This window comes from Pseudomonas sp. MYb193, from assembly GCF_002966775.1.
Classification (GTDB): domain Bacteria; phylum Pseudomonadota; class Gammaproteobacteria; order Pseudomonadales; family Pseudomonadaceae; genus Aquipseudomonas; species Aquipseudomonas paracarnis.
Genome location: NZ_CP023269.1, coordinates 2,617,655 through 2,633,166, shown reverse-complemented (window position 1 = coordinate 2,633,166; position 15,512 = coordinate 2,617,655). Strand labels below are relative to the sequence as shown.

Below are 15,512 nucleotides of genomic sequence, written 5' to 3'. Positions count from 1 at the left end.
CCTCTTATGCTTGTTTTCAGACGCTCAACAGCAGGAACTCACGCTCCCACGAACTGATCACCCGCTTGAAATTCTCATGCTCGGCACGCTTGACCGCGACATAGCCGCGCACGAACTTCTCCCCCAGGTACTGCTTGACCGTGTCGCAATCCTCCATGCGCGCCAGCGCATCTTCGAGGGTGAACGGCAGGCGCAGGTTGCGGCGTTCATAGGCGCGGCCTTCCACCGGGGCACTGGGTTCGATGTGCTCGATCATGCCCAGGTAGCCACACAACAAGCTGGCAGCAATCGCCAGGTAAGGATTGGCATCGGCGCCCGGCAGGCGGTTTTCCACACGCATCGCCTCCGGGCTGGAAGTGGGTACGCGCAAGCCGACGGTGCGGTTCTCTTCGCCCCATTCGACGTTGACCGGCGCCGAGGTATCGGGCAGGAAGCGGCGGAACGAGTTCACATTGGGCGCGAACATCGGCAACAGCTTGGGGATGTACTTCTGCAAGCCGCCGATGTGATGCAGGAACAACGGGCTCATGGCGCCATCGGCATCGACAAACACCGGTTTGCCGGTCGCAATCTCCACCACGCTCTGGTGCAAATGCATGGCGCTGCCTGGCTCATCGGCCACTGGCTTGGCCATGAAGGTGGCGGCCACGTTGTGCTTGAGCGCGGCCTCGCGCAAGGTGCGCTTGAACACCGTGATCTGGTCGGCCAGGTCCAGGGCGTCGCCGTGGCGGAAGTTGATTTCCATCTGCGCCGGGCCGTCTTCGTGGATCAGCGTATCCAGGTCCAGGCCCTGGGCTTCGCACCAGTCATAGACATCTTCGAACAGCGGGTCGAATTCGTTGGCCGCATCGATAGAGAACGACTGGCGGCCGGTTTCGGCACGGCCGGAACGGCCAATCGGGGTTTTCAACGGCAGGTCCGGATCTTCGCAGCGCTGGGTCAGGTAGAACTCCATTTCCGGCGCGACAATCGGCTGCCAGCCTTGGTCGGTGTAGAGCTGCAGGACTTTCTTCAACACATTGCGCGGCGACAGCTCGATGGGGTTGCCCTGCTTGTCGAAGGTGTCGTGGATCACGATGGCGGTGGGTTCGATGGCCCACGGCACCACGTAAGTGGCGTTGGCGACCGGGCGGCAGATCATGTCGATATCGGCCGGGTCCAGCAGATCGTAGTAGATATCGTCGTCGACAAAGTCCCCGGTTACCGTTTGCAGCAACACACTTTCCGGCAGGCGCATGCCTCGCTCATGCAGGAACTTGTTGGTGGGTGCGATCTTGCCGCGTGCGATGCCAGTCAAGTCACTGATCACGCATTCGACTTCGGTAATCTTGTGTTCTTTCAGCCAGGTGGACAGCTGATCGAAGGGGGCGTTCATAAGGACCTCGTCTTGGGTGGGATGCGACGCCGGCTTGTACTCCCAGCGCATTGAGGTCTATCTTGGGCCAGCCTTGAAACGGCATCTATCCACTTTGCACGCGGCACAACGCACCAATAGAGTGCGCACGGATCACCATGACACAGGCAACCGCTTTGCGCGTACAGGCCTTCGCCACCGGCGATGTGGCCGCCCAATGCAGTGCGACACCCGGCTGGGTGCAGCAGTACCAGCAAATGTCCCCCGGGCATTTTGCCGGGCGGGTGCGCTACCTCGACCTGCAAGGGGTACAGGTGTACGAAGAGTGCATGAACACCCGCGTGGAGCAGCATTTCAACGCACCTGCCGGCGCCCTGGCGTTTTGTTTCGACGCCAGTGACAACGCGCTGTACCTGCTCAATGGCGAAAGCCGCAACACCTGGATCACCCCGGTAAACTACCGCGAAGTGGCCGTGGTGTTCGGCGCGCAGTTCGTCCAGCGCCAGGGCCTGGATATAGCCAAACTCGAAGGCTTGTTCATGGCACCGCTGACCTGTCGGCAAAATGCGCTGTTCACTCGCTGGCTGAGCGGCACCCTTACGCGCCTATCGGCACTGACCGACCCCATCAGCCGCGATGCCCTCACCCAGCAACTGCTCGACGACTGCCTGTTTATCCTCGATAACGCCTGCGTGTGCCTGGACGGCAGTTCATTGCAAAAGCGCAATGAAGAACGCCAATTGATGGCGCGCATCGGCGAATGGGCGGCGGATGCACCGGATGAAACCGCCAACCTGTTGGAACTGGCGCAGATTGCGGGTGTGCCGTTGCGCCAATTGCAGCAAGGGTTCAAGACCTACACGGGGATGAGCCCGGCGCAGTGGTTAAGGTTGCGTCGGTTGAACGGGGCGCGGCGTGAGTTGCTAAGTGGCGCTGATACCACCGTAGCCGAGGTGGCGATGAATTGGTCGTTCTGGCATTTGGGGCGGTTTTCAAACAGCTATCGGGCGCTTTTTCAGGAGCTGCCCAGCGAAACCCTGAAACGCTCCAGCTGAAAAAACACGCTTGACCTTGTGGGAGGGACAGGCCAAACCGTCCCTCCCTTGAACCTCAATCAGGGCTGCGCGTTCAAAAAGGTGGAGATCAGTTGATTGACCTGCTCCGCCGCCTCCAACTGCACCATATGCCCCTGCCCCGGCAATACATGCACCTGAGCCTGCAGCCCTTGGGCGTGGCTTGCCGGGATGATCGCATCGTCACTGCCCCAGATCACCAGGCTCGGCTGGCGGCCCACCTCGTTGCGAAGATCCAGCATCTGCCGCCCGCCATCGAACAGCTTGTGATCGAGCTGGCGCAACGCTTGATCCACCCCTTCCAGGCGCTTGAATTTGAGCATGTCCTCCAGCACTTGCCGCGTCACCAGCGCAGGGTTACTGAACAGTTGAGTCAATGGCGGCTTGAGCGCGTTACGGTTGTTGGCTTCGACAAAACCTCGCAGGTAATCGCCGTTGATATCGGCACCCAGACCGGCGCTGGCGATCAAGGTGATGGAGGCGATACGTGCAGGCGCCAGGCTGGCGACGGTGAGGGTCACCAGCCCACCCATGGAGTGGCCGGCCAAATGCACACGGTCGAGCGCCAGGTGGTCGAGCAATGCCAGTACGGCGTGACTGAGTTCGGCAGCGTCTCCCGTTTGCAGAGACTTGCCCGACTCCCCGTGCCCCGGCAGGTCCAGGGCAATCACCCGGCGTTCGGCGGCCAGGGCCGGTTGATTGAACAGCCAGTTGTTCAGATCGCCCCCGAAGCCGTGCACCAACACCAGCGGCGTGCCGCCCTCGCCCATGTCCAGATAACGCAGCAAGCGCCCGCCTACCTCGACTTTGTGTGCGCTGGGGCCGGCCTCTTCGGCTTCGGCGGCACTGGAGACGAACCCGGCGTTGAAGCTTTCGATCACGCTATCGATCTGAGCCTCTGTCGCCTCGCCCTCCACCACGATTCCCAGTAGAGCGCCCACCGGCAGGGTTTCATCACTGAGCGCCAGCACCCGACGCAGCACGCCGCTGAAAGGCGCCTCGACACTGCTGGAGATCTTGTCGGTCTCCACGTCCAGTACTTCCTCGCCCTTTTCCACTCGGTCGCCGGGTTGTTTGAGCCAGACATCGATGCGGCCCTCGGTCATCGACAGGCCCCATTTGGGCATGGTCAGGGTATGAATCATGCGGCGGTCCTCTTGTCGGCGATCTTCATCACGGCGGCTTCGATCTTCGCGGCGTTGGGGATGTACAGGTCTTCCAGGGCATCGGAAAACGGCACCGGGGTGTGCGGCGCGGTGACCATCTCGATGGGAGCGCGCAGGAAAGCGAACCCCCGCTGGGCCACCAGGGCACTGATGTCGGTGGCGACCGAGCAGCGCGGGTTGGATTCGTCGATCACCACCAGGCGCCCGGTTTTCTCGACGCTTTCAAGGATGCTGTCTTCATCCAGCGGGCTGGTGGTGCGCAGGTCCAGCACTTCACAATCAATGCCTTGACGCGCCAGGTTGGCCGCAGCCTCCAGGGCGATATGCAGCATGCGGCCGTAGGTCACCAGCGTCACATCCTTGCCCTCACGCACAAAGTTGGCTTCGCCAAACGGGACCGTGTACAGCTCTTGCGGTACGTCGCCCTGCATGCCGTAGAGCATTTTGTGCTCCAGGAAAATCACCGGGTCATTGTCGCGGATTGCCTGGATCAACATGCCCTTGGCGTCGTAGGGCGTGGCCGGGCATACCACCTTGAGGCCGGGGATATGCGTCCACATGGAGGTGAGCATTTGCGAATGCTGGGCAGCCGCCCGCAAACCGGCGCCGTACATGGTACGGATCACCAGCGGTGTAGTGGTTTTGCCACCGAACATATAGCGGAACTTGGCAGCCTGGTTGAGCAACTGGTCCAGGCAGCAGCCGATGAAGTCGACGAACATCAATTCGCATACTGGGCGCATGCCACGGGTAGCGGCGCCCACCGCCATGCCCACGTAGCCGACCTCAGACAACGGTGCGTCCAGCACGCGCCCGGGAAATTGCGGGTGCAAGCCCTTGGTCACGCCGAGCACGCCGCCCCATGCGTCCTGCTCACCGGGGGAACCGGTGCCACCGGCCACATCCTGACCGATGATAAATACGCTCTGGTCACGGCCCATCTCTTGGGCCAAGGCCTCATTGATCGCCTGCTGATAGCTGATTTTACGAGCCATTAGATTCTCTCCACGTCTTGTTTTTATAGGGTTGGTCAGCGGTAAGCCACGTAAACGTCGCTTAGCAGGTCGGCGGCCTGTGGCTTGGGATCGGTTTTGGCCAGGCGTACGGCGTCTTCGATCAACTGCGCCACTTCACCGTCGATGCGCTCGAACTGCGCTGCGTCCAGCCAGCCTTCGGCATGGCAGCGCTGACGGAACAAGGCCAGGCAATCGGCGCTTTCGCGCAGGTTTTTCACTTCGTCAGCGCCGCGATAGGTTTGCGCATCGCCCTCGAAGTGCCCGTAGAAACGGCTGAGCTTGACCTCGACCAGCGTTGGCCCGTCGCCTTGGCGCGCCCGCTCCACAGCAACGCCGAGCGCTTCATGCACCGCGAAAAAATCATTGCCGTCGACGATCACCCCCGGCATACCAAACCCGGCGGCGCGCTCGGCGATGTCTTTGCATGCCACCGACCAACCGGCGCCAGTGGCCTCGGCATAACCGTTGTTTTCGGCGACAAACAGACACGGCAGCTGCATGATCGACGCCAGGTTCATCGCTTCGAACACGGCACCTTCGTTGGAGCCACCGTCGCCAAAAAATGCCACTGCCACGCCCTGGCTCCCCTTGAGCTTGGCAGCCAGCGCCGCCCCCGCGGCCAACGGTGCGCCGGCACCGACAATGCCGTTGGCGCCGAGCATGCCTTTCTCCTGGTCGGCGATGTGCATGGAGCCGCCTTTGCCGCCGCACACGCCGGTTTTCTTGCCATAGATTTCGGCCATCATGCCGAACACGTCGACGCCCTTGGCGATGCAGTGTCCGTGGCCGCGGTGATTGGACGCGATGCAATCATCGTCATTGAGATGCGCCATGACGCCAGCGGCGCAGGCTTCCTGGCCGGCATACAGGTGAACGAAACCGGGGATCTCGCCGGTGGCGAACTCCACATGCAGGCGTTCTTCGAAATCGCGGATGGTGCGCATCACGGTGTAGGCATGCAGTAACTGATCGGTGCACAGGTGGGTGGACATCTTGTTGTTCTCCAGGTTGTCTCGACGCACAAAAGACTGGCTGCAGCCAGTGCCAAGCTGTTCAGCACAGCTTGTGCCAACCGTCGAGAAAACCTGGCAAAGCCTTGATCCAGAGCCGTGCCACACAGCGATGCCCAGGTAAGTGGTCGGCTAAATGTGAGACGCAACCACGCAGTTCGACCCTTGAGTCTCAGCGGCATGAGACGCAGCGTCTCAATGCAGGCGTTGGTCAAGGTGCCCTTGTCCGTGGGCGCACATGCGCGCTTAATGACGCGCATAACAACAAAGCTTGAGAACCGGAGGCTTTATGCTCGCCATGAACTCCAGGGAGCATGTCGACTGTGTCAGCCGCGTGGTCCGCAATGCCGAGCGCCTGCCCCAGGCGCCCGTGCCGTCGCTGATCTTCGATTCGTGGCGGCGGTCCATGGAGCAACACCGCCTGGACCCCGGCTCCCTGCAAGGTCCACGCATCCTCAGCGAACCCTTGCTCAAGGAATGCCGCGAGCGCGCCGAGCTGTTCATGCGCATCGCCGGCGAAGAAGTCGCGCAGTTGCACCACCGCGTGCGCCATGCCGACTACTGCGTGATGCTCACCGACGCCCAGGGCCAGACCATTGATCACCGTGTCGATGCGAACATTCGCACCGACTGCCGCAAGGCCGGCCTTTACCTGGGCACCTGCTGGTCGGAAGCCGAGGAAGGCACCTGCGGCGTGGCCACGGTGCTGACCAGTAAAACAGCGGTGACGGTGCACAAGCGTGATCACTTTCGCGCAGCGTTTATCGGCCTGACGTGTTCGGCTGCGCCCATCTTCGACCCGCAGGGCCACCTGCTGGGCGTGTTGGATGTCTCGGCGCTCAAGTCGCCGGATGACCGCGGCAGCCAGCACCTGATACGGCAGATGGTGGCGCAGAGCGCCCAGGCCATCGAAAACGCTTTTTTCATGCACAGCGCCCGGCAGCACTGGGTGTTACAAGCCCATAGCACTCCAGGCTTTGTCGACAGCCAACCCGACCTGCTGCTGGCCTGGGACCAGGACGGACGTCTGCACGCCTTGAACAGCAAGGCGCGTCAAGCCCTGCGCTTGCGCTTTGGCCAGTTGCCTGAGCATATCGGCGAAGTGTTCGACGTGGATGCATTGCGTGCAGCCACTGATCAGTCAACCCGGCAGTTGCACTGGCTGGGCAAGCCCGACGCGGTACACGTGAGGGTCAATGCACCCCGACGCCCCTCGGTTCGGGCGCTGCCAGAGACTCAAGTCGACCCGCGGATCCAGGAGCACCTGCGCCTGGCTGCGCGGGTCAAGGACCGCAACCTGCCCGTGCTGGTGCAAGGTGAAACCGGCGTCGGCAAAGAAGTCTTCGCCCGCCAGTTGCATGAGCACAGCACGCGCCGGGACGGGCCGTTTGTGGCGGTGAACTGCGCGGCGATTCCGGAAAGCCTGATTGAAAGCGAGCTGTTCGGCTATTCGCCCGGCGCCTTCACCGGAGCGTCCAGCAAAGGCATGAGCGGGCTGCTACTGCAAGCCGACGGCGGTACGTTGTTCCTCGACGAAATCGGCGATATGCCGCTGGCGTTGCAGACACGGTTGCTGCGGGTGCTGGCCGAGGGTGAAGTCGCGCCGTTGGGCGCAGCGAAAACCCGTGTGGTGAATATTCAGGTGATCTGCGCCAGCCACCGCGATTTAGCGGCGCTGGTCAGCGCGGGCCGATTCCGGGAAGACCTGTACTTTCGCCTGGGTTGTGCGCGCTTCTGCCTGCCACCGTTGCGCGAACGCACCGATAAGCTGGCCCTGATCAATCGGCTGTTGGAGCAAGAGGCGCGTAACAGTGGCGTGTCGTTGGGCATCGGCCAGGCCGCACTGCAATTGCTGCTGGGTTATGCGTGGCCGGGCAATGTGCGGCAACTGCGGCATGTGCTGGCGTACGCCTATGCGGTGTGCGAAGGCACTACGCTGCAAGTGGCGGATTTGCCGATTGATATCCGGGGCGAGCAGCCTCAAGGGCTGGCCGAACAGAGCGCCAGCCCCGAGCGTCAAATGGTTCTGGATGCGTTGATTCGCCATCGCTGGAAACCCTCACCTGCGGCACAGGCCCTGGGGATTTCAAGGGCAACCCTGTACCGACGCGTGAACCAGCTGGGTATTGATATGCCCGGCAAAACCCACTGATACAAGGGGTCGACTCCCACGCAGGCGAGTCGACCCACGCTGTCAGCGGTAGACCAGGCCACCGTCGATCAACGGCGCCTGCCCGGTCATATAGTCTGCGTCCGGGCCTGCCAGAAATGCCACAAACCCCGCCACATCCTCCGGCGTTTGCGCACGGCCCAAGGCAATCCCATCCACGTACTGCTTGTAGGTTGCCCCCACCTGCGCCCCGGTAATCTCGGCCATGCGCTTGTCGATCTCAACCCACATATCGGTGCCCACCACGCCGGGGCAATAGGCGTTTACCGTGATCCCCGCGCTCGCCAGTTCCTTGGCCGCCGCCTGGGTCAAGGCGCGCACCGCGAATTTGCTCGCCGAGTAGACTCCTAACAGCGCAAAGCCTTCATGCCCTGCGATTGAACAAGCATTGATGATTTTGCCCTTCTGCTTGAGCGCCTTGAACATGTTGGCGGCCGCCTGGATCCCCCAAAGCACGCCCTTGACGTTGATATCCAGGGTGCGCTCGACCTGCTGCGGGCTGACATCGAGCAATGAGTCGATCTGCGCCACTCCGGCGTTATTGACGATGATGTCGAATCCGCCCAGCGTCTGGTGGGCATGCTCGACCGCAGCCGTCACCTGTTCGCGCCTGGATACATCAGCGATGAACACAGAGGCTTTGCGGCCGGTGGCGACGATTTCGGCGGCCACGGCGTTGAGCTTGGCGCCGTCAATGTCCACCAACGCGACATCGGCGCCGTCCTGTGCAAGGCGCATGGCAATAGCCCGGCCTATGCCCTGCCCGGCGCCGGTGACCAGCGCGACTTTACCTGCGATACCCATGACAATCTCCTGAAACGATGAGGGGAGCCTTGTCTATCGCAAGCCGGCGCCTGGCTGTCGAGCCGCAACAGGATCGGCATCGCAGCTGAGACGGGTTGTCTCGCCGTGCGAACCTTGCGCGAAAGCTTGTAAAAGGCCGCGCTTATGCCTAGCTTAGGCGCCCCCCGCCCAGCGCTTTAAGGCCTTTACCCATGGTTTTGCGTTTTCGCCCCGTCGTCACTTCACGTTTCGCCCTCGGCCTGTTGCTCAGTGGCGGCATCGGCAGCAGCCTGGCCGCCGAGATCGAGTTGCCGACGGTAAAGGTCCAGGGCCAGGATGAGTCGGGCTACCGCAGTGAAACCGCGTCGGTGGGCGGCTTTGATGAAGCGCCGCTGTTGGACACCCCCGCCTCGATCACCGTGATCAACGCCGCGCTGATCAAGGACCAGCAGGCACGCTTGCTCAGTGAAGTGCTGCGCAACGATGCCTCAGTGGGCGACAGTTATGCGCCTATCGGTTATTACGAAAACTTCGTGGTGCGCGGCTTCTCGCTGAATGCAGCCAGCAGTTACAAGATCAACGGGCGCACCATCACCGGCGAGCAGAACGTCGCGCTGGAAAACAAGCAGCAGGTGGAAGTGCTCAAGGGCCTGGCGGGTTTGCAGAGCGGCATTTCCGAGCCCAGTGGCGTGATCAACTACGTGACCAAACGCCCCCAGGATGTGCGCTCGGTGACGGTGTCCACCGATGATCGTGGCAGTGGTTACATCGCCACCGATGTCGGCGGCTGGTTTGGCAGCGAGCAGCAGTTCGGCCTGCGCGCCAACGTCGCCCATGAAGACCTCAATTCCTATGTGGAACACGCCAACGGCCAGCGCGATTTCGTGTCCCTGGCCTTTGACTGGAACATCAGCCCCGACGCCGTGCTGCAACTGGACGCCGAGTACCAGAACAAGCAACAGCGTTCGGTACCGGGGTATCAACTGTTGGGGGGCACCGAAGTGCCCCACGGCGCTTCACCGAAGAAGCTGCTGGGGCACCAGACCGGCGGCAAGCAGGTGGGGATTGATTCACTGAACCTCAACGGCAAGTTTGAATACCGTTTCAGCGATCAATGGAAAGGCAGTGTCAGCGCGGCGCGTAGCAAGGTGGTGATTGATGACTACAGCTCGTTTGCCTGGGGTTGCTATGGTTCGGCCAGTTGCAGTTCCGCAAGCGTGCCGAACTACTTCAGCCCCGAAGGCAACTACGACGTCTACGACTACCGCAGCCCGGATGACACTCGCCGCGACGATGAAATCCAGGCGGCCATGACCGGCCTCTTCGACACCGCCGGCATCGGCCATGAACTGACCTTTGGCAGCAGCGCGTTTCGCCGAGTGATCGACAAACGCAAGTCGGTCAACGAATTCATCGGCACCGCCAATATCAACGAAGAGGTGCCGAGCTTTCCCCCGACCGACAAACCGTTGAACGACAGCCACCGCAACCTCGACAGCCGCCAGTACGGGCTGTTCGTCACCGACCGCATCCGCTTCAACGAGCACTGGCAAACCATCCTCGGCGGCCGTGAAGTGCGCCTGGACGAAAAAGCCTTCGACAGCGTCACCGGCAACCAGACGCGCCACACCCAACAGTACGTGTTCCTGCCCCAGGCCTCGTTGATCTACAAGCCGGTGGACAACGTTTCGCTGTACACCAGCTACAGCAAGGGCCTGTCCCTGGGCGGCACCGCGCCGTGGTTTGCAAACAATGCCGATGAAACACTCGCTCCCACCGTCTCGCGCCAGATCGAAGCCGGGGTGAAATACGACTGGCGCCGTATCAGCTTCACCGCCGCCGTGTTCCAGACGCGCCAGGCTTACCAGTACGCCAAGCCCGAAGGTGACACGTTCAACTACGTGCAGCAGGGCCAGCAAAAAAACACCGGCATTGAATTGTCCGCCAACGGCTGGGCCACCGACCGTCTGCAGATCGCCACCAGCGTGGCCGCGATCCGAGCGCGGGTGAGCGGCAGCGGCACGCCGGAATACGAAGGCCACCAGGCAATCAACGTGCCCAAGCTGCGCGCCAGCGTGTACGCCGACTATGCCCTGCCCTGGGTCAACGGCCTGGCGGTATTGGGCGGCGTGCAATACAGCGCCAAGAAGTCTGCCAATCGCACCGGCAACGTAGAAGTGGGCGACTACGCGGTGGTCAACGTCGGTAGCCGCTACACCACGAAGGTCGATGGCTACGAGACCGTGTTTCGCCTGAGCGTCGATAACCTGTTCGACAAGCGCTACTGGCGCGACGCGGGCGAGTATATGGGCGATGACTACCTGTTCCAGGGCGCACCGTTGACGGCGCGCCTGAGTGCTTCAGTAAATTTCTGAACCTGCGACTCTGTGGCGAGGGAGCTTGCTCCCGCTGGGGTGCGAAGCGCCCCCAAAAAACCGGCTCCAGCTTCGCTGTCGAGCGGGAGCAAGCTCCCTCGCCACAAAAAGCAGCAACTCTCCGATCGTTACTTGGGCATCTTGCGAAACCCCACCGCCAGGCGATTCCAGCTGTTGATGGTGGCGATGGCAACGCTCAGGTCGACTTGTTCCTGTGGGCTGAACTCCGCAGCCAGGGCGTTGAAGTCTTCGTCGGGGGCGTGGGTCTGGCTGAGCAAGGTCAGGCTTTCGGCCCAGGCCAGGGCAGCACGCTCGCGCGGCGTGAAGAACGGGGTTTCACGCCAGGCCGACACGGTGTACAGGCGCCGCTCGGTTTCGCCGCCCTTGCGTGCATCGGCGGTGTGCATGTCCAGGCAGAACGCGCAGCCGTTGATCTGCGAAACGCGCAGGCGCACCAGTTCCAGCAGTGGCAGTTCGATGGAGAGTTTGCCGACCGCCGCTTCCAGGGCGAGCATGGCTTTCATGGCGTCTGGGGAAGCGGTGTAGAAATCGGTACGGGTTTGCATGGTGTTGCTCCAGGACAGTGGGATTGGTGAGCAGGTTAGTCACCCCGGCGTCCTGGAGAAATAGCCAATCCGGGCGAAGAACAGGTGACCAATCTACAGGCCACGGTTCCTCAGCCATTGGATGAAGCCCTTCTTGACCGGTACCACGGGCGCGTCTTCGGTCAGGGCCTGGGCGGCATGGCGGCGGAAGTCCAGCAGCGCCTTCATGGCTTCGCCGATATCATGCCGGGCGTCCAGGCACGGCTTGAGGTATTCATTTTCGATGCGGTAGAGCGTGCAGTAGGTCTTGGCCGAAAAATCCGCCAGCGCCGCCTGGTCGGAGAGGATGCCGGACTCACCGATCACCTCCCCAGGGCCCATGCGCCCAGCCTCGAACTTGTGCCCGTCCTTGATCAACAGCACCGAGACCACGCCGGACTCGATGATGAACAGGTGATCGCTCACCTCCCCCGCCGCCAGGATCATCTCACCGGCGCGGTAGGTGTGCAGGGTCATGTTCTGGCTGAAGGTGTCTTTTTCTTCCTGACGCAAAGTGGAGAAGATCGACGAGCGCTCCAGCAATGCCCGGGCGCCAGACACCGCAGGCGGCGTGCTGCCTTCGGTGGCGGACAACAGCCCCACGCCCGCCGCCTGCAAATGCCGGTAGGCCAGGTCATAAAGCTGGTTGCGGGTTTCGCGCTTGAGGCCCATGGCCGGCACGAAGCCGCTGATCTCATATTCCACGCCACTGCCGGTGGACGCCTTGAACGCGACGCTGGGCGCCGGCTGGGCCAGCAACGGCCAGCAACGGCCGGCAGCCCTGCATCGCACGCTCCAGCGCTTCGATCACGGTTTGCGGGCGCGCATGGGGGCTGACTTGCAGGCTGACCGCCAGGCCGAACATGTCCGCCGGGCGCGAGAAGTTGATGATCTTGGCCTTGGCCGCCAGGGAGTTGGGGATCACCGCCAGGCTGCCCTGGGAGGTTTGCAGGCGCGTGGCGCGCCAGTCGATGTCGGTGACGCGGCCTTCGGTGCCGTCGATGGAGATCCAGTCATCGATCTGGTAAGGCTTGGTGGTATTGAGGACGATCCCGGAAAACACATCGCTCAGGGTGCTTTGCAAGGCCAGGCCGACGATGATCGCCACGGCACCGGAGGTGGCCAGCACGCCCTTGACCGGCAGGTCGAGCACGTAGGCCATGGCGGCGATGATCGCGATCAGGAAAATCACTGCGCCCATCAGGTCCTGCAACAAACGCCCGGTATGGCCGACCCGCTGCATCATCACCGCGCCGAGCAACACCGTGAGCGTGCGCGCGGCGAACAACCACCAGCCGATCTGCAGCGCCGTGGCGGCCAGGTGCAGGGTGGTGTCATCGGCATAGGGCGCCGCTTGCATGGGGTTCATGCCGTCGTTGAACAACACGGCACTGAATACCGCGAAAATCACCAGCCGCGCTGCGAGTTTCCAGTTGGCCAGGTTGGGGGAAATAAGGCGCCACACGGCGATGTCGATCAGGATCAACGCCACGGCGCACAGCATCGGGTGATCAGCGATAAATGAGGGCATCCAGGCGACTCCAGGGCGAATGCCGAGAAGATCGCATGAAATCAGAACCCTGGAAACAAAATGTAGGAGCTGGCTTGCCTGCGATGCAAACACCGCGGTGTATCAGCTACACCAGGGTGATGCTATCGCAGGCAAGCCAGCTCCCACAGGCGGCTGCGGTGAACCGTCAGGCGTGCATCTGCCCGAATTTGCCCGACTGGAAGTCGGCAAATGCCTGGTGAATCTCCTGCTCGGTGTTCATCACGAACGGACCGTGGCCGACGATGGGCTCGTCGATGGGTTCGCCGCTGAGCAGCAGCACCTTGGCGTCGTCGTTGGACTCCAGGGTCAGTTGCTTACCGTCGCGCTCGAACAGCGCCAATTGCCCCTGGCGTGCGACCTCGTCGCCGTTGATCAACAACGTGCCGCTGAGCACCACCAAGGCGGTGTTACGCCCGGCGTGCAGGTCCAGCGTGACCGCTTTACCGGCGTTGAGGCGCAAGTCCCATACGTCTATCGGCGTGAAGGTGCGGGCCGGGCCTTGAGTACCGGCAAATTCCCCGGCAATCAGGCGCAGGTGACCGGCGTCGTTTGCCAATGGCAGCACCGGAATGTCGCCATCGACGATGGTCTGGTAACCGGCATCCGCCATTTTGTCCTTGGCCGGCAGGTTGACCCACAGTTGCACCATCTCCAGTGCGCCGCCACTACGGGCGAAGTCTTGGGAGTGAAACTCTTCGTGCAGGATCCCTTTGGCTGCGGTCATCCATTGCACATCGCCCGGGCCGATTTTGCCGCCGGCACCGGTGGAATCGCGGTGCTCGACTTCGCCGTCGTAGACGATGGTCACGGTTTCAAAACCGCGATGCGGATGCTGGCCAACGCCGCGACGTTGTTCAGTCGGGGTGAATTCGGCCGGACCTGCGTGATCCAGCAACAGGAATGGGCTGATGTGCTTGCCCATGGTGTCGTAGGAAAACAGCGTGCGTACAGGGAAGCCGTCGCCGACCCAGTGGGCGCGGGGGCTGGTGTAGATACCAATCAGCTTTTTCATGGTGTACCTCCAAAGTGAGTACAGCTTAATTCGCCTCACCTCTGAGCACTAGACGGCAAAATTGGCCCTGATCGTTCTACATATAGAACGCTGTTTTAACCTGTGGGAGCGGGCTTGCTCGCGAAAGCGATGGGTCAGTCAGCACCAATATTGCTGACCCGGCCTCTTCGCGAGCAAGCCCGCTCCCACACGGGGACCTGCGCCTGAATGACCGGGATTATCCGAGGGCTGGATTAATTTATATTTCAACCATAATATAAGCAGAAAATTACGACCGTAATTTTTTGAACTATGGTCACCCTGGAGTTCGCCATGCCCCCTCTCCCCCTGCGTCTTCTCACGCCCCTGGCCCTGTTGATGTTCCTCAATGGCTGCAACAGCAAGGCCGATACCGCCCAGGTGCCAGTGCCGCGCCCGGTACTCGCCGCCAAGGTCGAAGCCGCCGGCACCCAGCAAAGTGCCTACACCGGCGTAGTAGCGGCACGCACAGAAAGCAACCTGGGCTTTCGGGTCAGCGGCAAGGTGATCGAGCGCAAGGTCGACCCCGGCCAGCACGTCTCCCGTGGTGACACCCTGTTGGTGCTGGACATCGGCGACTTCGAACTGGCGCTGCGCTCGGCCAAGAACCGCGTCAACGCCGCCCAGGCCCAACTGCGCCAGCGCCGTGACGATGAAAACCGTTACCAGCGCCTGGCCAGCACCGGCGCGGTGTCGCGGCAGATCTTCGACCAGTCGGCCACCAACCTGCGCGTCGCCCAGGCCGAACTGGCCGCGGCGCAATCGGATGCCAGCCAGATCGAAAACCGTCGCACTTATTCGGTACTCAAGGCCGATGGCGACGGCATCATCACCGACGTGCTGGCCGATCGCGGCCAAGTGGTGGCCGAAGGGCAAATCGTGGCGCGCCTGGCCCATGACGGCGCCCGCGAAGCCATCGTCAACCTGCCGGAGAACCGGCGTGACCTGGCTTCGCAAAAAGCCCTGGCGTTGCCCTTTGGCGCAGCGGACCAGGCCGTGACCGCCACCCTGCGCGAACTGTCCGCCAGCGCCGACCCGGTCACCCGCACCTACCGCGCACGTTACGTGCTGCAGGGTTCGGTCGAGCGTTTCGCCCTCGGCTCCACCATCACCGTGCGCCTGCAAGGCAACGGCCAACCCTTGCAAACCCGCGTGCCGATTGGCGCCTTGCAGGATGCGGGGCAAGGCTCGGGCGTCTGGCTGATTGGCGATGATCAAAAGATCAGCTTCGCCCCGGTGAAGGTCGCCAGCCTCGGCCAGGAAGACGCCTTGCTCGACAGCGGCGTAACACCCGGCCAAACCATCGTCGCCCTCGGCGCTCACCTGCTGCACAGCGGCGATACGGTGCGCTTGCTGCCCGCCCAGGCGCTGGCCCTCAACCGTCAGCAGGATCAATGAG

Annotated in this window: 11 protein-coding genes and 1 pseudogene; 4 read left to right on the top strand and 8 right to left on the bottom strand. The window is 62.2% G+C overall.

Annotation, left to right across the window (positions count from 1 at the left end; genetic code table 11):
* Positions 1–16: 16 nt before the first annotated feature.
* Positions 17–1,375: a glutamine synthetase family protein gene (locus CLM72_RS12160; protein ID WP_105229128.1), complete on the bottom strand. Its 1,359-nt coding sequence runs from the start codon at positions 1,373–1,375 to the stop codon at positions 17–19.
* Positions 1,376–1,512: 137 nt separating this feature from the next.
* Here CLM72_RS12160 and CLM72_RS12155 point away from each other — a divergent pair, with 137 nt between their 5' ends.
* Complete coding sequence (locus tag CLM72_RS12155) at positions 1,513–2,409, top strand: helix-turn-helix domain-containing protein (protein WP_105226606.1); 897 nt, start codon at positions 1,513–1,515, stop codon at positions 2,407–2,409.
* Between the two features lie 59 nt (positions 2,410–2,468).
* Here the strand turns inward: CLM72_RS12155 and CLM72_RS12150 are convergent, their stop codons facing one another.
* Genes CLM72_RS12150 through CLM72_RS12140 form a run of 3 tightly spaced genes read right to left on the bottom strand, consistent with a single transcriptional unit; the run spans position 2,469 to position 5,601 of the window.
* Positions 2,469–3,572 carry an acetoin dehydrogenase dihydrolipoyllysine-residue acetyltransferase subunit gene (locus tag CLM72_RS12150; RefSeq protein WP_105226605.1) on the bottom strand — a complete coding sequence of 368 codons (1,104 nt, stop codon included), beginning with the start codon at positions 3,570–3,572 and terminating at the stop codon, positions 2,469–2,471.
* The gene (locus CLM72_RS12145; RefSeq protein WP_105226604.1) at positions 3,569–4,588 is read right to left on the bottom strand and encodes an alpha-ketoacid dehydrogenase subunit beta; all 1,020 of its coding nucleotides are present in this window, start codon (positions 4,586–4,588) and stop codon (positions 3,569–3,571) included. Before CLM72_RS12145 ends, CLM72_RS12150 begins: the two co-directional genes overlap by 4 nt.
* A gap of 35 nt (positions 4,589–4,623) precedes the next feature.
* A complete protein-coding gene (locus tag CLM72_RS12140) occupies positions 4,624–5,601 on the bottom strand; it encodes a thiamine pyrophosphate-dependent dehydrogenase E1 component subunit alpha (RefSeq protein ID WP_057977155.1) in 978 nt (325 codons plus the stop codon).
* Positions 5,602–5,908: 307 nt separating this feature from the next.
* Here CLM72_RS12140 and CLM72_RS12135 point away from each other — a divergent pair, with 307 nt between their 5' ends.
* Positions 5,909–7,771, top strand: a complete 1,863-nt coding sequence (locus tag CLM72_RS12135; RefSeq protein ID WP_105226603.1) for a sigma-54-dependent Fis family transcriptional regulator — start codon at positions 5,909–5,911, stop codon at positions 7,769–7,771.
* Between the two features lie 42 nt (positions 7,772–7,813).
* Here CLM72_RS12135 and CLM72_RS12130 read toward each other — a convergent pair whose 3' ends face one another.
* On the bottom strand, positions 7,814–8,593 hold the full coding sequence (locus tag CLM72_RS12130) for an acetoin reductase (RefSeq protein WP_034125782.1): 780 nt from the start codon (positions 8,591–8,593) through the stop codon (positions 7,814–7,816).
* Between the two features lie 191 nt (positions 8,594–8,784).
* On the opposite strand from CLM72_RS12130, the gene CLM72_RS12125 reads away from it, so the two are divergent.
* Positions 8,785–10,947: a TonB-dependent siderophore receptor gene (locus tag CLM72_RS12125; protein WP_105226602.1), complete on the top strand. Its 2,163-nt coding sequence runs from the start codon at positions 8,785–8,787 to the stop codon at positions 10,945–10,947.
* Between the two features lie 128 nt (positions 10,948–11,075).
* Here CLM72_RS12125 and CLM72_RS12120 read toward each other — a convergent pair whose 3' ends face one another.
* The 3 genes and pseudogenes from CLM72_RS12120 to CLM72_RS12105 form a co-directional block, all read right to left on the bottom strand.
* Positions 11,076–11,513, bottom strand: a complete 438-nt coding sequence (locus CLM72_RS12120) for a carboxymuconolactone decarboxylase family protein (protein WP_057014381.1) — start codon at positions 11,511–11,513, stop codon at positions 11,076–11,078.
* A 93-nt stretch (positions 11,514–11,606) separates the two neighbouring features.
* Positions 11,607–13,062 (bottom strand): annotated as a pseudogene (locus CLM72_RS12115) (mechanosensitive ion channel domain-containing protein).
* 166 nt (positions 13,063–13,228) lie between these two features.
* The gene (locus CLM72_RS12105) at positions 13,229–14,095 is read right to left on the bottom strand and encodes a pirin family protein (RefSeq protein ID WP_105226600.1); all 867 of its coding nucleotides are present in this window, start codon (positions 14,093–14,095) and stop codon (positions 13,229–13,231) included.
* A gap of 312 nt (positions 14,096–14,407) precedes the next feature.
* Between CLM72_RS12105 and CLM72_RS12100 the strand changes: the two genes are divergently transcribed.
* The gene (locus CLM72_RS12100; protein WP_105229127.1) at positions 14,408–15,511 is read left to right on the top strand and encodes an efflux RND transporter periplasmic adaptor subunit; all 1,104 of its coding nucleotides are present in this window, start codon (positions 14,408–14,410) and stop codon (positions 15,509–15,511) included.
* Position 15,512 lies beyond the last annotated feature (1 nt).